21 protein-coding genes are annotated in these 15,862 nt (G+C 39.3%); 12 read left to right on the plus strand and 9 right to left on the minus strand.

Going from position 1 to position 15,862, the window contains the following annotated elements; translation table 11 throughout:
* Window positions 1-24: 24 nt before the first annotated feature.
* The 5 genes from BLR53_RS13120 (at window position 25) to BLR53_RS13140 (ending at window position 4,594) form a co-directional block, all read left to right on the plus strand.
* Window positions 25-651, plus strand: a complete 627-nt coding sequence (locus BLR53_RS13120) for a DUF4294 domain-containing protein (RefSeq protein WP_074590260.1) — start codon at window positions 25-27, stop codon at window positions 649-651.
* A 3-nt stretch (window positions 652-654) separates the two neighbouring features.
* On the plus strand, window positions 655-1,152 hold the full coding sequence (locus BLR53_RS13125) for a glutathione peroxidase (RefSeq protein WP_037442774.1): 498 nt from the start codon (window positions 655-657) through the stop codon (window positions 1,150-1,152).
* A gap of 41 nt (window positions 1,153-1,193) precedes the next feature.
* The gene (bshB1, locus tag BLR53_RS13130; RefSeq protein WP_074590262.1) at window positions 1,194-1,913 is read left to right on the plus strand and encodes a bacillithiol biosynthesis deacetylase BshB1; all 720 of its coding nucleotides are present in this window, start codon (window positions 1,194-1,196) and stop codon (window positions 1,911-1,913) included.
* A 47-nt stretch (window positions 1,914-1,960) separates the two neighbouring features.
* Window positions 1,961-3,322: an acyl-CoA dehydrogenase family protein gene (locus tag BLR53_RS13135; RefSeq protein ID WP_037442772.1), complete on the plus strand. Its 1,362-nt coding sequence runs from the start codon at window positions 1,961-1,963 to the stop codon at window positions 3,320-3,322.
* A 138-nt stretch (window positions 3,323-3,460) separates the two neighbouring features.
* Window positions 3,461-4,594, plus strand: coding sequence for a TlpA disulfide reductase family protein (locus BLR53_RS13140; protein ID WP_037442796.1), 1,134 nt, complete (start codon window positions 3,461-3,463; stop codon window positions 4,592-4,594).
* Between the two features lie 156 nt (window positions 4,595-4,750).
* Here BLR53_RS13140 and BLR53_RS13145 read toward each other — a convergent pair whose 3' ends face one another.
* A complete protein-coding gene (locus BLR53_RS13145; protein ID WP_074590265.1) occupies window positions 4,751-5,209 on the minus strand; it encodes an RES family NAD+ phosphorylase in 459 nt (152 codons plus the stop codon).
* On the minus strand, window positions 5,210-5,668 hold the full coding sequence (parS, locus tag BLR53_RS13150) for a type II RES/Xre toxin-antitoxin system antitoxin (RefSeq protein WP_074590268.1): 459 nt from the start codon (window positions 5,666-5,668) through the stop codon (window positions 5,210-5,212).
* A gap of 519 nt (window positions 5,669-6,187) precedes the next feature.
* Here parS and BLR53_RS13155 point away from each other — a divergent pair.
* Window positions 6,188-6,637, plus strand: a complete 450-nt coding sequence (locus BLR53_RS13155) for an ankyrin repeat domain-containing protein (RefSeq protein WP_074590270.1) — start codon at window positions 6,188-6,190, stop codon at window positions 6,635-6,637.
* 156 nt (window positions 6,638-6,793) lie between these two features.
* Here the strand turns inward: BLR53_RS13155 and BLR53_RS13160 are convergent, their stop codons facing one another.
* The 4 genes from BLR53_RS13160 to lat all read right to left on the minus strand — a co-directional run bounded on the left by BLR53_RS13160 (window position 6,794) and on the right by lat (window position 9,783).
* Window positions 6,794-7,180 carry a hypothetical protein gene (locus BLR53_RS13160; protein WP_037442769.1) on the minus strand — a complete coding sequence of 129 codons (387 nt, stop codon included), beginning with the start codon at window positions 7,178-7,180 and terminating at the stop codon, window positions 6,794-6,796.
* Window positions 7,181-7,564: 384 nt separating this feature from the next.
* Window positions 7,565-7,861: a hypothetical protein gene (locus tag BLR53_RS13165; RefSeq protein ID WP_074590272.1), complete on the minus strand. Its 297-nt coding sequence runs from the start codon at window positions 7,859-7,861 to the stop codon at window positions 7,565-7,567.
* 173 nt (window positions 7,862-8,034) lie between these two features.
* A complete protein-coding gene (locus BLR53_RS13170) occupies window positions 8,035-8,448 on the minus strand; it encodes a hypothetical protein (protein WP_037442767.1) in 414 nt (137 codons plus the stop codon).
* Window positions 8,449-8,451: 3 nt separating this feature from the next.
* Complete coding sequence (gene lat / locus BLR53_RS13175; protein WP_074590275.1) at window positions 8,452-9,783, minus strand: L-lysine 6-transaminase; 1,332 nt, start codon at window positions 9,781-9,783, stop codon at window positions 8,452-8,454.
* A 211-nt stretch (window positions 9,784-9,994) separates the two neighbouring features.
* On the opposite strand from lat, the gene BLR53_RS13180 reads away from it, so the two are divergent.
* A complete protein-coding gene (locus BLR53_RS13180) occupies window positions 9,995-10,675 on the plus strand; it encodes a hypothetical protein (RefSeq protein ID WP_037442765.1) in 681 nt (226 codons plus the stop codon).
* 28 nt (window positions 10,676-10,703) lie between these two features.
* Here BLR53_RS13180 and BLR53_RS13185 read toward each other — a convergent pair whose 3' ends face one another.
* Window positions 10,704-11,441, minus strand: a complete 738-nt coding sequence (locus BLR53_RS13185) for an SDR family oxidoreductase (protein WP_074590277.1) — start codon at window positions 11,439-11,441, stop codon at window positions 10,704-10,706.
* A gap of 73 nt (window positions 11,442-11,514) precedes the next feature.
* Window positions 11,515-12,081 (minus strand): Crp/Fnr family transcriptional regulator, encoded by a 567-nt coding sequence (locus BLR53_RS13190; RefSeq protein ID WP_037442761.1) that lies wholly within the window; start codon window positions 12,079-12,081, stop codon window positions 11,515-11,517.
* A gap of 196 nt (window positions 12,082-12,277) precedes the next feature.
* Here BLR53_RS13190 and BLR53_RS20070 point away from each other — a divergent pair, with 196 nt between their 5' ends.
* The 5 genes from BLR53_RS20070 to BLR53_RS13205 all read left to right on the plus strand — a co-directional run bounded on the left by BLR53_RS20070 (window position 12,278) and on the right by BLR53_RS13205 (window position 15,047).
* A complete protein-coding gene (locus BLR53_RS20070) occupies window positions 12,278-12,724 on the plus strand; it encodes a hypothetical protein (RefSeq protein WP_218122985.1) in 447 nt (148 codons plus the stop codon).
* A gap of 108 nt (window positions 12,725-12,832) precedes the next feature.
* Window positions 12,833-13,411, plus strand: coding sequence for an ImmA/IrrE family metallo-endopeptidase (locus tag BLR53_RS20075; RefSeq protein WP_280513389.1), 579 nt, complete (start codon window positions 12,833-12,835; stop codon window positions 13,409-13,411).
* Window positions 13,412-13,463: 52 nt separating this feature from the next.
* Window positions 13,464-13,715 carry a DUF4411 family protein gene (locus BLR53_RS20240; protein WP_218122987.1) on the plus strand — a complete coding sequence of 84 codons (252 nt, stop codon included), beginning with the start codon at window positions 13,464-13,466 and terminating at the stop codon, window positions 13,713-13,715.
* The gene (locus tag BLR53_RS20330; protein WP_218122988.1) at window positions 13,708-13,905 is read left to right on the plus strand and encodes a DUF4411 family protein; all 198 of its coding nucleotides are present in this window, start codon (window positions 13,708-13,710) and stop codon (window positions 13,903-13,905) included. Before BLR53_RS20240 ends, BLR53_RS20330 begins: the two co-directional genes overlap by 8 nt.
* A 161-nt stretch (window positions 13,906-14,066) precedes the next feature.
* Window positions 14,067-15,047, plus strand: coding sequence for a sulfite exporter TauE/SafE family protein (locus BLR53_RS13205; RefSeq protein WP_037442759.1), 981 nt, complete (start codon window positions 14,067-14,069; stop codon window positions 15,045-15,047).
* On the opposite strand, the gene BLR53_RS13210 is transcribed toward BLR53_RS13205, so the two are convergent.
* Entirely contained in the window at window positions 15,023-15,601 is a 579-nt protein-coding gene (locus BLR53_RS13210) for a hypothetical protein (RefSeq protein ID WP_143007874.1), read from the minus strand. The genes BLR53_RS13205 and BLR53_RS13210 overlap by 25 nt on opposite strands.
* Between the last annotated feature and the right edge of the window lie 261 nt (window positions 15,602-15,862).

Below are 15,862 nucleotides of genomic sequence, written 5' to 3' on the forward strand. Positions count from 1 at the left end.
TTAGATTTGCGGGAGTATAAATTTATGAAATTTTACAGGTCTTTTATTCTGTTATTTGTCATTATTGCCGTTCAGGGCGCTAGGGCACAGGAAAATTCCGCTCCTGCGAAGTTCCCTTTATTGGGCAGAAATGATACTATCAGAGTAGCTTCCACCAATGATCAGGGTGAAATGATACCTTGGATACCATTACATGAGATCGTTATCTATGGAGTACGGGTGTTTAAGACACCACAAGACCGCGCAGCTTATAATCGCTTGCGGTACAATGTACTCAAGGTAATGCCTTATGCACTTTTTGCCAAACGCAGATATGAAAAGCTCGAAAGAGACCTGGCTGTTACTACAGATCGTAAAGAACAGAAGAAACTGGTTAAAGAATGCGATGCGGAGATTAAAAAGATGTTCAAAACAGAAATTAAAGAACTGACTATTACGCAGGGCCAGATTTTAACCAAATTAATTGACCGTGAGGTCGGCAGGACAACATTCGAGATCGTAAAAGAAACACAGGGAGGTGTAAAAGCCTTTATATACCAGTCGGTGGCAAGGGTGGTTGGACATAATTTAAAAAGCACTTATAATCCAGAAGAAGAACGGGATATCGAATCCATCATTCACTCTTCGGGTTACTACCATCAGTATCAGTAAAGCATGACAGATAATCTTCAGAGTATACATCAGTTTAACGCCAAATTAATTAACGGACAGGATCAACAACTGGCCGACTACCAGGGTAAAGTTTTATTGATTGTAAATATCGCTTCCGGATGCGGGTTTGCACCACAACTTAAAGAACTTCAGGAGTTAAAAGAAAGTCTAAACGGTGAGGAGTTCGAGGTATTGGGTTTTCCTTCCAACGATTTTGGCGGACAGGAGCCATTGGAAGGGGAGGCTATAAACGAATTCTGTGAAGTTAATTACGGCGTTAAATTTCCTGTTTTTAATAAAATGCGGATCCGTGGAGAACATGCACATCCCCTCTATAAATTTTTAAGTGATAAAGACCTTAACGGCAAAATCAAATCCACGCCCCGCTGGAACTTTCATAAATATCTGGTCAACAAGGACGGAGAGGTTGTAGATTATTTCTACCCCTTTACCAAACCCATGTCGTCCAAAGTCAGAAAAAAAATACAACGTCTGCTCTGAATTTGCTTCATACCAAATCAACCAGATAAATATATACACACATGAAATTAGATATACTAGTCTTGGCAGTCCATCCCGATGATGCGGAATTAGGCTGTTCAGGAACGATAATGAGACATATTGCCGAGGGAAAGAAAGTTGGCATTGTAGATTTCACGCGAGGTGAGCTGGGTACCCGTGGAACTGCAGAGACAAGAGATCAGGAAGCTGCAGATTCAGCAAAAATATTAGGACTGCATGCGAGGGAAAATCTCCGTTTTCGTGACGGTTTCTTTCAGAATGACGAAGCCCATCAGCTCGAAGTCGTTAAAATGATTCGCAAGTACCAGCCAGAAATTATATTGAGCAATGCACTGCATGACCGCCACCCCGATCATGGCCGGGCCGGAGACCTTTCTGAAACGAGTTGTTTCCTTTCCGGATTGCCCAAAGTAGAGACCAGTTTAGATGGCATTGTTCAGGAAGCCTGGAGACCGAGACTGGTTTTTCAGTATATTCAGGACAGGTATATTAAACCAGATATCATTGTCGATATCACCCCATATATGGAAGCTAAAATTAAATCCATACAGGCCTTTAAGACCCAGTTTTTCAATGCCGAGGTGGCGGGCGGGCCGGCTACCTATATTTCATCTCCTGAATTTTTCGAGTCTGTTATAGGAAGGGCGAGAGAGTTTGGAAAAGCCATTGGTACAACCTATGGAGAAGGATTTACATCCCGTAAATTATTGGGTACAGATAACCTCTTCCAGCTCCGGTAGGGAACAAAAAAGCCAATCTGCTGTTTATTCTTTATAAACAGCAGATTATGTCAGGAATATTCTCCAAAATTAGAAATGCTTATACGCTTTTTCAGAGTGTAGACTTCGACCAGCTTCAGGCGCTTTCTCAAAAAACCGATCTCAGTAAACTCGTCAAGGCCGTTGCTGGTCTGGATGAAACAAAGCTTGCAGGCCTGATGAAAATGGTCAGTTCAGGCAATCATAAAAAAGAACTTCCCCCGATCAATGGTGATTTTTATCATTTGGGTGCTGCTGCACTGGATGAAAGTGACCGGGAGGTTCAGCTAAAAGTAAGGGCCTTTCTGGAAAAAGAGGTTAAACCTGTTGTCAATGCCTACTGGCTTCGTGCGGAATTCCCGCATGAGCTGGTTCCTAAAATTGCAGAACTTAATATTTGCGGCCTAACCTACCAGGGATATGGCTGCCCCGGTAAATCTAATTTACTGGAAGGAATGCTCGCTATGGAAATGGCCCGGGTAGATACCTCTATGTCCACGTTTTTTGGTGTGCAGAGTGGCCTGGTAATGGGATCAATCTACCTGCTGGGTTCCGAAGCGCAAAAGCAGGAATGGTTGCCAGACCTGCAGCAGTTCAAGAAAATAGGGTCATTCGGTCTGACTGAACCTGAAGTCGGCTCTGCTACTGCCGGAGGATTAACGACCACTGCAAAACGCCAGGGAGATAGTTGGGTATTAAACGGTCAGAAGAAATGGATTGGAAATGCAACCTTTGCAGACGTACTGATCATTTGGGCGAAAGATCTTGATGATAATCAGGTGAAAGGATTTTTGGTCAGAAAAGGAAACCCGGGCTTCACTGTTAAAAAAATGGAAGATAAAATGGCCTTGAGGATTGTGCAAAATGGGCTCATTACACTAGAAAACTGCGTTGTCGAAGAAGCAGACAGGCTGCAGGGTGCGAATTCCTTTAAGGATACAGCCAAGGTGCTGCGAATGACCAGGGCTGGGGTGGCATGGCAGGCCGTAGGTTGTGCGAGAGGAGCATACGAAAGTGCATTGGCTTATACCCGTACCAGAAAGCAGTTTGGTAAACCGATTGCCTCTTTTCAGCTTATCCAGAATCATCTGGTCGAAATGCTTTCCAACCTCACGGCTATGCAAACGTTGTGTTTCCGTCTTTCCCAGTTACAGGATCAGGGTTTATTAACCGACGAACATGCTTCGCTCGCCAAAGTCTTTTGCTCATTACGAACACGCGATGTGGTAAGCAGAGCCAGAGAAGTAATGGGTGGAAACGGAATATTGCTGGAATATGATGTGGCGAGGTTTGTTGCTGATGCCGAAGCCATCTATTCCTATGAAGGAACCAAAGAGATTAATTCATTAATTGTGGGCAGGGCAATTACCGGGTTTTCTGCGTTTGTATAGTAACGTATATATTATATAACAGGCTTATCAAGCAGCAAAGACAATTTTGCCGTCAGTAATTTATACCTTGCATTATCGTTATTTATATATATAATCCGGAATATGTTTTTAATCCTCCGGAATAATTTTACAAACCTGATGAATAAACTTTTTTTATCGCTATTACTGACCGCTCCGGCTTTTGCATTTGCGCAGCAGGGCGAATTCAAACTGAATGGCAAACTAGGTACTTTAAACGCACCTGCCAAAGCATACCTGACTTATATCAATGAGGGAGCTCCTGTTATAGATTCTGCAATTATCTCCAAAGGATCTTTTGCGTTCAGCGGCAAGGTAAACGGACCGACGATGGCCCGGATTATTATTGACCATAAAGGAGTTGGCCTACAACAGCTGGACCGCTCTGCAGATAATGCTATCGTATATCTGGAGGCAGCCAATATCAGCATTGCTTCGAAAGATTCAGTAAAAAATGTAACTGTAACAGGTTCGAAGCTGAATGACGAGAATAAGGTTTATTTGAAAGCTATTGAAGCTCCTTTAAGCGTGATGAAAGCTGTTGACGCTGAGTTCACCTCATCTCCGGAAGAGAAGCAAAAAGATGAGGCTTACCGGAATGCAATGGGCGCACGTTTCGAGAAAGCAGAAGAAGATATGAAAGTGGTTCAGAGAGCTTACATCAAAGCTAATCCGAATTCCTTTTTTAGTTTACTTGCGTTGCGTGAAGTAACCGGACAGCCAATCAATGTGGCAGAAGTTGAACCGGTATTTAAAGGTTTGTCCGAAGATGTAAGAAACTCTCAGGCTGGTCTTGATTTCGCCAAACAAATTGATGCAGCCAGATCTACTTCGGTAGGCGTAACTGCACCTGATTTTACACAGAATGATGTGAATGATAAACCGGTTAGCTTATCCAGCTTCCGTGGAAAATATGTACTGCTCGATTTTTGGGCTTCCTGGTGTGCTCCATGCCGCCATGAAAACCCGAATGTAGTTGCGGCGTATAATAAATTCAAAGATAAGGGCTTCACCGTTTTAGGTGTCTCCCTGGATCGTCCGGGTAGCAAAGAAGCCTGGTTGGGCGCTATTCAGAAAGATGGATTAACCTGGACACAGGTATCCGATTTGAAATACTGGGATAACGAAGCAGCGCAGCTCTACGGCGTTAAAGCGATTCCTCAAAACTTCCTGATCGATCCTGCAGGTAAGATCGTTGCAGCGAACCTGAGGGGTGAAGAATTGCATGCCAAGCTTGCTGAACTGATTAAATAATCATAATAATATTTTTGCTGAAGGGCTGATCTGTATTTCATAGATCAGCCCTTTTTTTTGCCGGTACATCTCTAACTATTCCCTCATTAATTGATAGAGTATAGATCTACTTTTTATTGTTAATGCTTAAAAAAAAACACTGATATAAAACAGATTTTAAATTAGACGTCTATCAACGGGTATCTTAATCACGTTAATTACCTCAATCAGATCGTGATATCCGGGGAATAGAGGATCCAATAATATGTTATACTCTGATTGATTGACCGCCGACTTAACCTTAATTCCGAATAATTTATGATCGGAAAATAGTTGGTCTCCTATAATTTTACATGCTAAGTTATCTTTATCGAGCCAATCTTTTGGATAGTCAGACTCGGGAATTTGATATATCAAATTGTCTTTTTTAACACTAATTTCTATAATATATAGATCCTCTGGAGTTTCTTCCAGATCAAAGTGTACAAGATTTTCCAAAAATGCCAAGGACGAGTTTTCGGAGGTGTAAAGTACATAAGTCCCCTTATCGTTCCATCGTCCACCCGCTCGGAAGGCTCCCATGCCGGATAAGTCTTTAATCCTTTTTTCGGACTTTACTATTCTATAAACATGCACCTAGGAGTAGACCCCTTCCTCTATCCGTGTCAAGACATCTTCGACCATACCTATTCCTGTCGGAGTAGAAAAAAGAGATAAGGGGGTTTCGCCATGAAGCGCATTGTTAGGTTTAGAAAGCCATCTTTGGACTTTTTCCTTATCATCAAATACTTGATAGGTATGCTCCAGAACCCTTGCAACCTCGATTACCAAAGATGATGTCCTTTTATCGAGTTTATCGTCGGCTTGTTTCCTTTCAAGCGTTTTTATTGATAAGTTCAAAATATCCTCTACGAAGCGTTTTTTGGACATCCCCGTAAAACTGATTACCGACTCCGCTGAAGCCTTACTTATGCCAGTTCTTGAGAGTAATATGAGGTCGTAATAGTTCTTTATCGAAATACCCAACGATAATGCCCCACCAAGTAGGTCGCTAATTCCGGGAGTGCGTATTTTTTTTTTGTGAGCTAAATCCATGTTGCGACATTTTTATCAAAAGTAATTATTATTGTCGCTATATCCAATTGTTAAATAGCTTTTTATATTGAATGGACCGATTTATTTCAGCACTTTATTTGCAATCTTTATGTAACGGTAACATGTAGCAATTGGTAGATATAATATTTTGGCTATCCCTGAAATTGAAGATCTAAATTTTGATCTGCAGTACTTACCCTTGCGTAGCCTATTTTCATATAATTTTTATCATCAAAAACTCATTAATCAAAATATAAAAAACATTTCGGTTAATGGAATAGGTTTATGATAATCGGCAAAAAGAGAAAAGATATTTCAGGGTTAATGAGGATAGGTTTGATTTTTTTAAAGGCATCAGTTTATGGTAGAGATAAATTATCAAAAAAGGAGGGAATAGTGATCGAAAACTAGGCAATACACAAAAAACCCAATTTTACTAATATTACTTTTGTTGTAATGATGGCTAATTTGAGTTATTTTTGATAAAAGCTACACTATTCCTCTCTAAGCGATAAACATATGCTGCAGCCTGAAACACATGATATTGATAAATCTATTATTAGATTAATTCGGGCATCGAGTAAAGGTGATATCGACAGAGTTATAATACTAATACAAGATAGTACATTGGTTAACGGGAAGGATCAGTATCAATTCACGCCACTAATTTGGGCCTGCCGTAAAGGGCATCTTCAAGTAGTGAAAGCACTAATTGACGCCGGAGCTAATAAGGAAATTAGAGATTTAAGAAACCGAACGGCTTTCTTCCACGCGGTAACATTTCTCAGATATGAAGTTGTATCCTTTCTCGCGGAAAAAGAATGTAATGTTAACCCAGTTGATATTTACGGTTGGACGCCTCTAGATTTCGCATTAACAAATCATAATACTAAAGTTGCAAATTTAATCAAAAAGTTAGGGGCGTCATCTAACCGAAACACAGATCAAGTTGTAAGCAAAATTGATTAACTGTTTTTAGATAGCCTTAGCTTGTGTTTGATTCCGACATATTTTGCATCTTAAGATTATATTTAGGGCTAATAAAGAATATTATTACTATGGTTTTTCTCAAAAGCAGAAGTATCATTATACGGTGGAATTTTAATCAACGCTAAATATTTGCAATTAAATATTAGGAATTAAGTTATGCAGAAAATCCTCAATTTCCGCTTTAGACTTATACCCTCCATTGATCTCTGGATCCGCGATTTCAAAAACAATGTCTTTTATTAACTCATTTTGAAACTCGATCCTTTCACTTAAGGTAAAGCAATCACAAATATAAGCTAAGGCGGGTGAAGAAATATTTCCGATCAAGACTTCACTTAACAATTTAATGGCGGCATTGCTGTCGAGCAATATTCTTTCATCCTCATGAAAATGCAAGTTTACAGTTGCTCCGACCTTTTTCATCAACCGCAAATAGTCATCAACTTCCATCTCAATATTTTTCTGGACATCTACACCAGACACTTGACCTTTAATTAATTTATTTATAATTGATGAATTCATGACGATATACTTTACTAATTTTTTGATCTTCAATATCTCCTTGTCACAGGAAACTATGAGATTAATTTTCAATATAGTAGTATTTGACGAGAACGTTCCAGTGCCCTGATTGAGTATAACAATGAGATTTTGGAAACTTGATGTGTAATTATTAAATAACGGTCGTTTTGTAAGAATTAAAATCTATAAGGTGGCAAAATGCGTTTGAAAAATCATGCAATTTATCATCAAGTTTTTCCTGACTGAAAAAGTTATACACTAGGTCTTATGATCGTTTTCGTTGATACGGTGTTGAGCGGGTGTTGATACGGTGTTGAGTCGGTTAGCGGGTATATCAACACCGACTCAATACCGTATCAATACCCTCTCAATACGCTTTTAACATCAAAGTGTCCTATGCTGGATGCCCATCGATATCCCATGTCCTTGCAGGAAACCATTATTCAGCTCTTTGTAAAGCTTAATGCAGCCAGTTTTAGAAAGTTCTTTTCTAATATCTATGATTCTCTCCAGCACAATCTGCTCCTCTATAAAGTATAGTCGAACACTACTTAAATGACTATACCAAGCCTGTCTGGTATAACCAAATGACGCGCAAAGGTTATCAATACTATAATATTTGCGCGTACCCTTAAGTTTCAGGATCACTTGATAGCAGCTTTTTTTTAAGATCTGTACCATACTCTTCCTTTAATTGGACGTTCGTTTTCTTTACTCATTTTTCTGCGATGAAAAACTTTCTTATGTAAACTCATTTCAGGAATGGATAAGCAAAACAAGCTGAAACCGGAAAACCCCTACCTTCCGTAACAAACGAAAAATAGGGGCTTTCATCAAGCTGTATCTCCAGAAAACTAACTTTGGTTCCTGAATGGATATTTAATCAGGCTTACATTGCCGATTGGGCTCTTCTCGTAGACAGCGACACAGGAGGCATTATATGCAGGGTCAAAATTTACATTACCCGGGCTTAGGTCGGTAGGAAATTTACTGCCTTCCATAAAAAAATAAACTTTAGTTACACCCCCTTTATGGTGAGGTTTAAAGTTACCGAATATCTCCATATCCTTCCAGATGGAATCCTTCACTGTTACAGAAAATACGTATTGTATAGGGCCGGTATTATTTTCATTTCTGTATTTTGCTTTTTCTGTAAATCCCGCCTTCAGGTCATCTGCACCAGGTTGAAAAAAAGTGCCTTTTAGCAACCAGCCAAAAAGGACCACGGAAAGCAGGATCAGGAAAATATTCGTTTTGCTGGTTTTCATTTATCAGAATGTGTTTAAAATTTTTGTCATCACCTCAACTCCTTCGTCAATATGGGAATTTTCAATAATCAACGCCGGACGGAAGCGAATGGTATGGGAGCCGCAACCTAAAAACATCACATTATTATCCATTCCTTTTTTAATGAAAGTATTACGCATTTCTGTATCCGGAAAATCGAAGGCTGTTAACAAGCCTTTTCCACGGATATTAGTCATCTGGCCGAATTTGGCAGATAAATGGTGTAAACGGTCTTGTAAATAACGTCCGCTTTCTGCCGCTTTCGCACACAGGTCGTCTTCTTTTACAATTTGCAGGATCTGTGTGGCCCGGACCATATCGACAAGATTACCACCCCAGGTGGAATTGATTCTTGAGGATACCCGAAACACATTGCGTTCTACTTCATCGACTTTATTACCAACCAGAATCCCGCAGACCTGCATTTTCTTTCCAAATGCCAGGATGTCGGGTCTCGCTTTTTCGCTGAAATGCTGGTGACACCAGAATTTACCCGTCAGTCCGACGCCCGTCTGTACTTCATCATAGATTAAAAAGGCTTCATTCTCATCGGCTAATTCACGTAACTGAATCAAAAACTCTTCACGTAAATGATTGTCTCCGCCTTCGGATTGAACGGGTTCGATAATAATCGCACAAATTTCATCTTTATATTTTGCAAAAGCATCTTTAACCTGCTGAATGGAAGTTTCTTCGGTCTGTATTGCCGTATCCAAATTCTCCTTCTCCAGCGGAAACTTAACCACAGGGGTACTCACTCTCGGCCAGTCAAATTTGGCAAACCATTTGGTCTTATCCGGAGAAGTATTAGTGAGGCTTAAAGTATAACCGGTACGTCCATGAAAAGCATGTTCAAAGTGCTGAACTTTAAAACCTTTCTCTTCTTTATATCCTTTGGCGAAGTTCTTCTGTACTTTCCAGTCCATTGCCACTTTAAGTGCGTTTTCGATAGCAAGACCACCACCTGCAATGAAAAAAGCATGCGGCAAATAGTCAGGGATGCCAATCTCACCGAATGTTTTTACAAATTGTGCGTACTGCTGTGTATAAACATCGGAATTTGATGGATTTGCCAAAGCAGCCTGAAGCAGGTTATCTTTGAAAGCTTCATCATTGATCATTTTCGGGTGATTATATCCTAATGGAACGGATGCGAAACAAGTAAAGAAATCCAGTAATTTCCTGTTCTTTCTGGAGTCGTAGATATAAGCGCCCTGGCTTTGAACCATATCATAGGTTAATTCATATCCATCTGCTAAAATATGCTGGCCTAGGGTTTCATTTACCTGATCCGGAGCTACTGTAAGTTGGTACATAATCAATGGTTTTGGTTTATCTCAAATGTACTAAAATGCCCTTATTTATCAAATCTAGTGGGTTTTTGACGAAAAAATCAGATAATCGTAGTTTAAACTGTTTAAAGTGTGATTTTGAAATGGAAACAGATTTGGTCTGATATGCAACCAGGTGATTATTGTGTGGCTAACCGATTGTTACATGTAATTATTGATTATATTAGGAATAACAATGGAAAACGAAATTCACAATGAATTTGAAGCCTTAGGATATAAAATAATCTTGTCTGGTTATGCATTGGTATATTTAGACGAAGTATACACTTTATACAGCAAGAGCAAAGGAACTCCACTGTATGAAAACCTGAGGTTTCAATGCGAAATGCTCATTAGCGAAATGTATTATAGAAACGAATTGTTTGAGAAAAGCTGGATAATAGACTTCACGCTAATAAATGATTATTCTATAGACTATCCTGCTTATTTCAATCTTATCGGACGTGTCAAGGATACCGCTATAATTCTGGATAGAGTAGTGGAGATTAAGCCCTTTATTTTTGCATTTTTAACCCAAACTAGTTGTTCCTGGGAGGGTAAAATTCCTGTATTTGGCTGGTATGCTAAAACTTATCCGGATGACGACCAGAATTCTTCATCAATTTTAGCATCTTCTGTCAACGATCTCGCTTTGGAAATGGGAGCTAACTTGAATGCATCTCAGTCTTACAAGGAAAACGTGATTTCGTTAGTGAAGGAGTGGGAAAGGGCAGGTGACGCTCTACATCAATTTATCTTGTCATATAAGCAGGCCGGGAATGAAGAAAAACAGGCGCTCTTAGAGAAATACTTTAAAAAGGAAACATTAAAGTTTTATACCGACTACGTAAATAAGTACTACGTGGATAAACTTTAATGTTTGCTGTTAAGTCTTTTTTGTCGTGTTACCAGGCTATTTCTCCAGTTTCCGGGTTACTTTCCTCACTGAAAAATCTTCCGGTTGGACCATTATGATCCAGCAGCGCATATTTAATGATACGTTTGGCCGCGTCTTCAACTTCGCCTCCGTTGTAATTAGTGAAGTCGGTTTTTGTATAACCAGGACACACTGCGTTTATTTTAAAAGCTGTGGCACGTAACTCATAAGCCAGGTGAACAGTGTACATATTCATTGCTGCTTTCGAGGATGCATAAATAACATATTTTCCGTAATCATACGCAGGCCAATGCGGATCGCTTTGCAGTGTCAGAGACCCTACACTGGTACTTACATTTATTATTCTGGGTTCAGTCGATTTTTTCAATAATTCAATGAAAGATTGGGTGACGCGCACCACACCATATACATTGACGTCAAATACTTCGCTATAATTCTCCGCCGAAGTTTCGAGTGCGCTTTGTGTGACGATTCCGCTGATACCTGCATTGTTTATTAGAATGTCCAGATGTCCCTGTTCTTCTTCGATAATATTTTTTGCAGATAAAATGGTGTTTGGTCGGGTAACATCAATTTCGATCGCTTTGATATTTTCGTAGCCATTTTTACTCAATTCTTCCACAATGCCATTTCCTTTTTCAAGATCCCTGCTTCCCAGATAAATGAACAGTCCTTCTTTGGAGAGTTGCTTTGCTGTTTCTAAACCAATTCCTTTATTGGCTCCTGTAATTAATACCGACTTCATCTTTTCGTTTTTTGTATAACACAAAACTGATGTTTATGGAAGAGACATCATTTACCATATGGTAAAAACTGGTCTAGCGAATGTTTTTTCTTATTCTGCTTAATGATTGTTGCGTGACACCCAAAAATGAGGCTATATAAGCCAAAGGGATACGATTCGCGAATGACGGATAGTTTTTCAGAAATGCCAGGTAACGTGTTGTCGCATCTTGTGAAATCACGGGGCTCTTTCTGGACTTTTGATACAAACACTGCTGAACCATCTTATTTTTAATTACGTCCCAGCCAACAATTGTATTAGAGAGCTCTTCCCAATCTGTTTTTGAGAAAACTATTATTTTGCAGTCAGTACAGGCTTGCAGATACTCTGATGAAGCTGTATTTGCTTCAAAGTTCGGATAATCAACCACAAGGTTGCCTTTGCCAATAAAACAACGGGTAATTTCTTCGCCTTTGTTGTTGTAATAGCAACCCCGCATTACTCCCTCTAAAACAAAGCCAACCCGTTTTGGAATTAATCCTGCTTCGGAAAAATAGGCGTCCTTTTTTAGGTCTAAAATAGCAGTTTTCGATTCAACAAGTTCGATTTGTTGTTTGTTAATATTACCGATCTGTAAAATATAATCTGTCAACTCCTGCATAGCTGCAAGTTAAGGAAACAAAATGTGGATGAATTTATCATTTGGTAAAAAGAATTGGTCTTGTGGACGAGATAAGTTAAACACTTTGGCCAATCTGGGGAACTTAGTTAGAGCCATTTCTATGTCTAGGGGTTAGCAACGATTAGCTCAATTGAGTGTAACACAAAACAGATTTATATCTTTAACTTTGTTAGCAATGAAAACTGAAATTGATGTAAATCCTGATATGATCTCCTGGGCAATTACCCGGGCAGGATTCCAATTACAAGATTTCTTGAATAGCCATCCAACAGTGTTAAAATGGCTTGAGAAAATGAAAAAACCTACAGTGAAACAACTGGAGGACTTTGCAAAATCTGTACACATTCCCTTTGGATATTTATTTTTAAATGAACCGCTTAGGGAATTAGTTCCATTTCCTTTTTTCCGAACAGGAAAATCTGTTCCCGATAATCAGGTAGGTCTAAATGTATACGATACTATTCTCATTTTGCAACGAAGACAAGATTGGCTTGTAGATTATCTTTTAGATGAGGGACAAGACCCATTAGCATATGTTGGTAAATATAAACCCGAGGCTGGTTACCTGACAATTGTAGAGGACATACGTGATGTTCTTAAACTGGATGCGGAATGGGCTTAAAATTTCAGGACACTGGAAGACACACTCAATCATATCACTGAAAAAATAGAGGAGGCAGGTATCATTGTCAATTTTAATGGAGTTGTAGAAAACAACACTCATCGTCCAATACCTGTTGAAGATTGCCGGGGTTTTGTTTTGGTCAATCCTGTCGTACCATTTATGTTCGTGAACGCTGCTGATGCAAAGGCTGCACAATTATTTACTATTGTGCACGAGCTCGCTCATGTTTGGTTAGGGGAAAGCGCAGGCTTTAATAATGAGCAATTATTACCTGCCAACGATCCTGTTGAAAAATTATGCGATTTGATTGCTGCTGAATTCTTGGTTCCAGCAAAGTCTTTCATTGCTTTATGGGACAAACAAAATGATATCATTGCCTTGTCCAGGTATTTTAAAGTTAGCCAACTAGTTATTGCGAGGCGAGCACTTGATCTTGGTGTATTTAGTAAATCTGAGTTCTTTAAATTCTATAACGAGTTCATGGAGCGTAGTCGGATTAAAAAAGAAGAGCAAGGAGCTGGAGGGAACTTTTACGCTACTGCAAGAAAACGGATTAGCGTTAGCTTTGCATCCTATGTTAATAAGGCTGTTAAACAAGATAAAATTCTTTATCGTGATGCATATAAGATTACGGGTTTAAAAGGTGACACGTACAATAATTTTGTAACTCAACATCTCTACTGAAATGCCAGCGCCATTTTTACTCGATAGTAATTTTTTTATTCAGGCGCACAGAATGCACTATCCAATAGATGTTGTCCCAAGTTTCTGGGGGCGGGTGGTTGATTTATCTAACAACGGTCTTGTAGTTTCAATTGATAAAGTTTATTCTGAGCTGGCGATGGGCAGAGATGACTTATATAGTTGGTGTGGAGGTAACCTTTCGTCCGAGTTCTTTCACGATACGAAGTCTGTTATAGGGGAGTATGCGAATCTAACGCAATGGGCTGCATCCAAAGTATCGCATTATACTCAGGGCTTTGGCTGAATTTCTAGATGCGAATGAGTCCGATGCGTGGCTTATAGCTTATGCTAGAGCAAACAACAATATTATTGTGACACACGAAGTTAGCGACCCACAAAGTAAAAAACGTATTAAAATACCCGATGCAGGTTTTGAACCTGTTGAATGCGTGAACACAATTGAAATGTTTAGACGCCTCGGTCAGACTTTCTAACCATTTTACCATTTTTAAACCTGGCAGATAGGAATGATATAAATAAAGTCTACTGTATTAGTATTCTTTATTTATATATTTGCTTTCATTGAATGCGCTGGTATTGAAGTCTTAAGGTTTCCTCATCTCATTCGATACTGATCTTACCCACTTTTAAGCGAATGAATACATTAGAAACTGAGCCGAAAGCAGCTGCACCGTTAAAAAACGATATTGATGTTAATGATGATGGGAAATCAAGTAGATCGGCTGGTTTATATTGGAAAAGAGTCGCGAGCAGATGTTTATTTGCGCTGGGTTTTATCTTTGTTGGTCATGTGATCGCATCAATTTATCCACTGACTAACCTCTTCGACCTGTCAAAATCTGTTTATTTGGGCCTAAATCTTCAAGCGGGTTTCGGCTGGATGCTCCTTGCTGGTTTTGTTGCACAGATGGTTGACGGCGCCTTAGGAATGGGGTACGGGGTCATCTCTACTACTGTACTGTTATCTACAGGTGTAAATCCTGCAGCGATCAGCGGAAGTATACATACTGCAGAGATGTTTTCCAGTGGAGCCTCTGGATTCAGCCACTATAAGTTTGGAAACATCAATAAAAAATTATTTAAGACTCTTTTGGTACCGGGCGTACTCGGTGCGATCATCGGAGCAACTTTGCTTGTATATTTAGGAGAGACTTATGGAAGTTGGCTGCGGCCAGTGCTGTCAGTTTATACTTTATTGCTGGGTGCAAGGATATTGTTTAATGCATTCAAGAAAAAGCAAGCTTCAAGAAAGGTGAAAAATGCAGGTTGGCTTGCAGGAGCTGGAGGATTTCTGGATTCTTTTGGCGGCGGCGGGTGGGGACCACTCGTTACGAGTACGTTGATCGCAAAAGGTAAAACCCCCAGGTATATCATTGGTACCGTAAGTTTGACAGAGTTCTTTGTCACTTTAGGTAGCGCACTTACTTTCTTTTTATTACTTGGAACCAGTCATATCCAGACTATTGCCGGCCTGATTATAGGTGGTTTGCTTGCTGCTCCCATTGCAGCAAGACTTGCAGGAAAACTGAATTCTAAGGTGATGCTAATCGCAGTTGGATCACTTGTTATTGCCTCCAGTTTGTTTACGCTTTACAGGGTATTAGGAAAATTATAACCGTCCTCTTCCAATTGTTTTAAGTGAGCTTCCAGGAGTTTTATTTTACTTAAATACTGTATTTTGTAATATAGATGTCCCAATGCTAGTGAGGCGATAGTTAATAGCCCACAAATTAGCAATGTACTATCGAGGGAAGGGGCTCCGTTAATAATCATCAACTTAATTACCGCATAATAAAATATGGGATAAAGGAATAGGTAAGTGAAATTAAATGTCACATAAAATTTTTTAAAGTCGATGATCGTATTTGTAAGCTTTTCTTTCAGATTTCCATTGTTGTCTAGCGTAAATATCTGCAATTGCCGTTTTAATACCCGTACAGTTACAAGGCAATAAATCACTATAACTGCCATATAAGCCGCTGATGTAGCTACATTAGACAGAGCCGCTCCATCAGAACTGATTTTATTGGGCATAAAAGATATTTTGACTATCATCAGCAATAAAAAGGGGATAGTCAGCCCCTTCAGCATCTGGAATGTAGTCTTATTAGAGTTACTCCAATAAGCCGATTTTTTTTGTAAGTCATCTAAAATGTCTGTCGTTTCCATAATCATTTAGTCTTTATTTATGCAATAAGTCAAATGATAGGAACAAAAATTACAAGAATCCAAAATTAATTTTGAATTGCAGCTGCTGAGCTTGTTTTAATGCGAAAGATTAATTCTTAAGGTTTTTTTTAAATATACAGTGATGAATTTTGGCTGAACGCCAACTGCTTAATCCATAATTCTCGAAACATAAATTAAAGCACTGTTCCTTTTGTCGACAAGTAAAATGCTAGTTTTACATCGCAGAACCATAGCTCAGGA

Origin of the sequence: Pedobacter antarcticus, from assembly GCF_900103515.1 — a bacterium.
Classification (GTDB): Bacteria; Bacteroidota; Bacteroidia; order Sphingobacteriales; family Sphingobacteriaceae; genus Pedobacter; species Pedobacter antarcticus.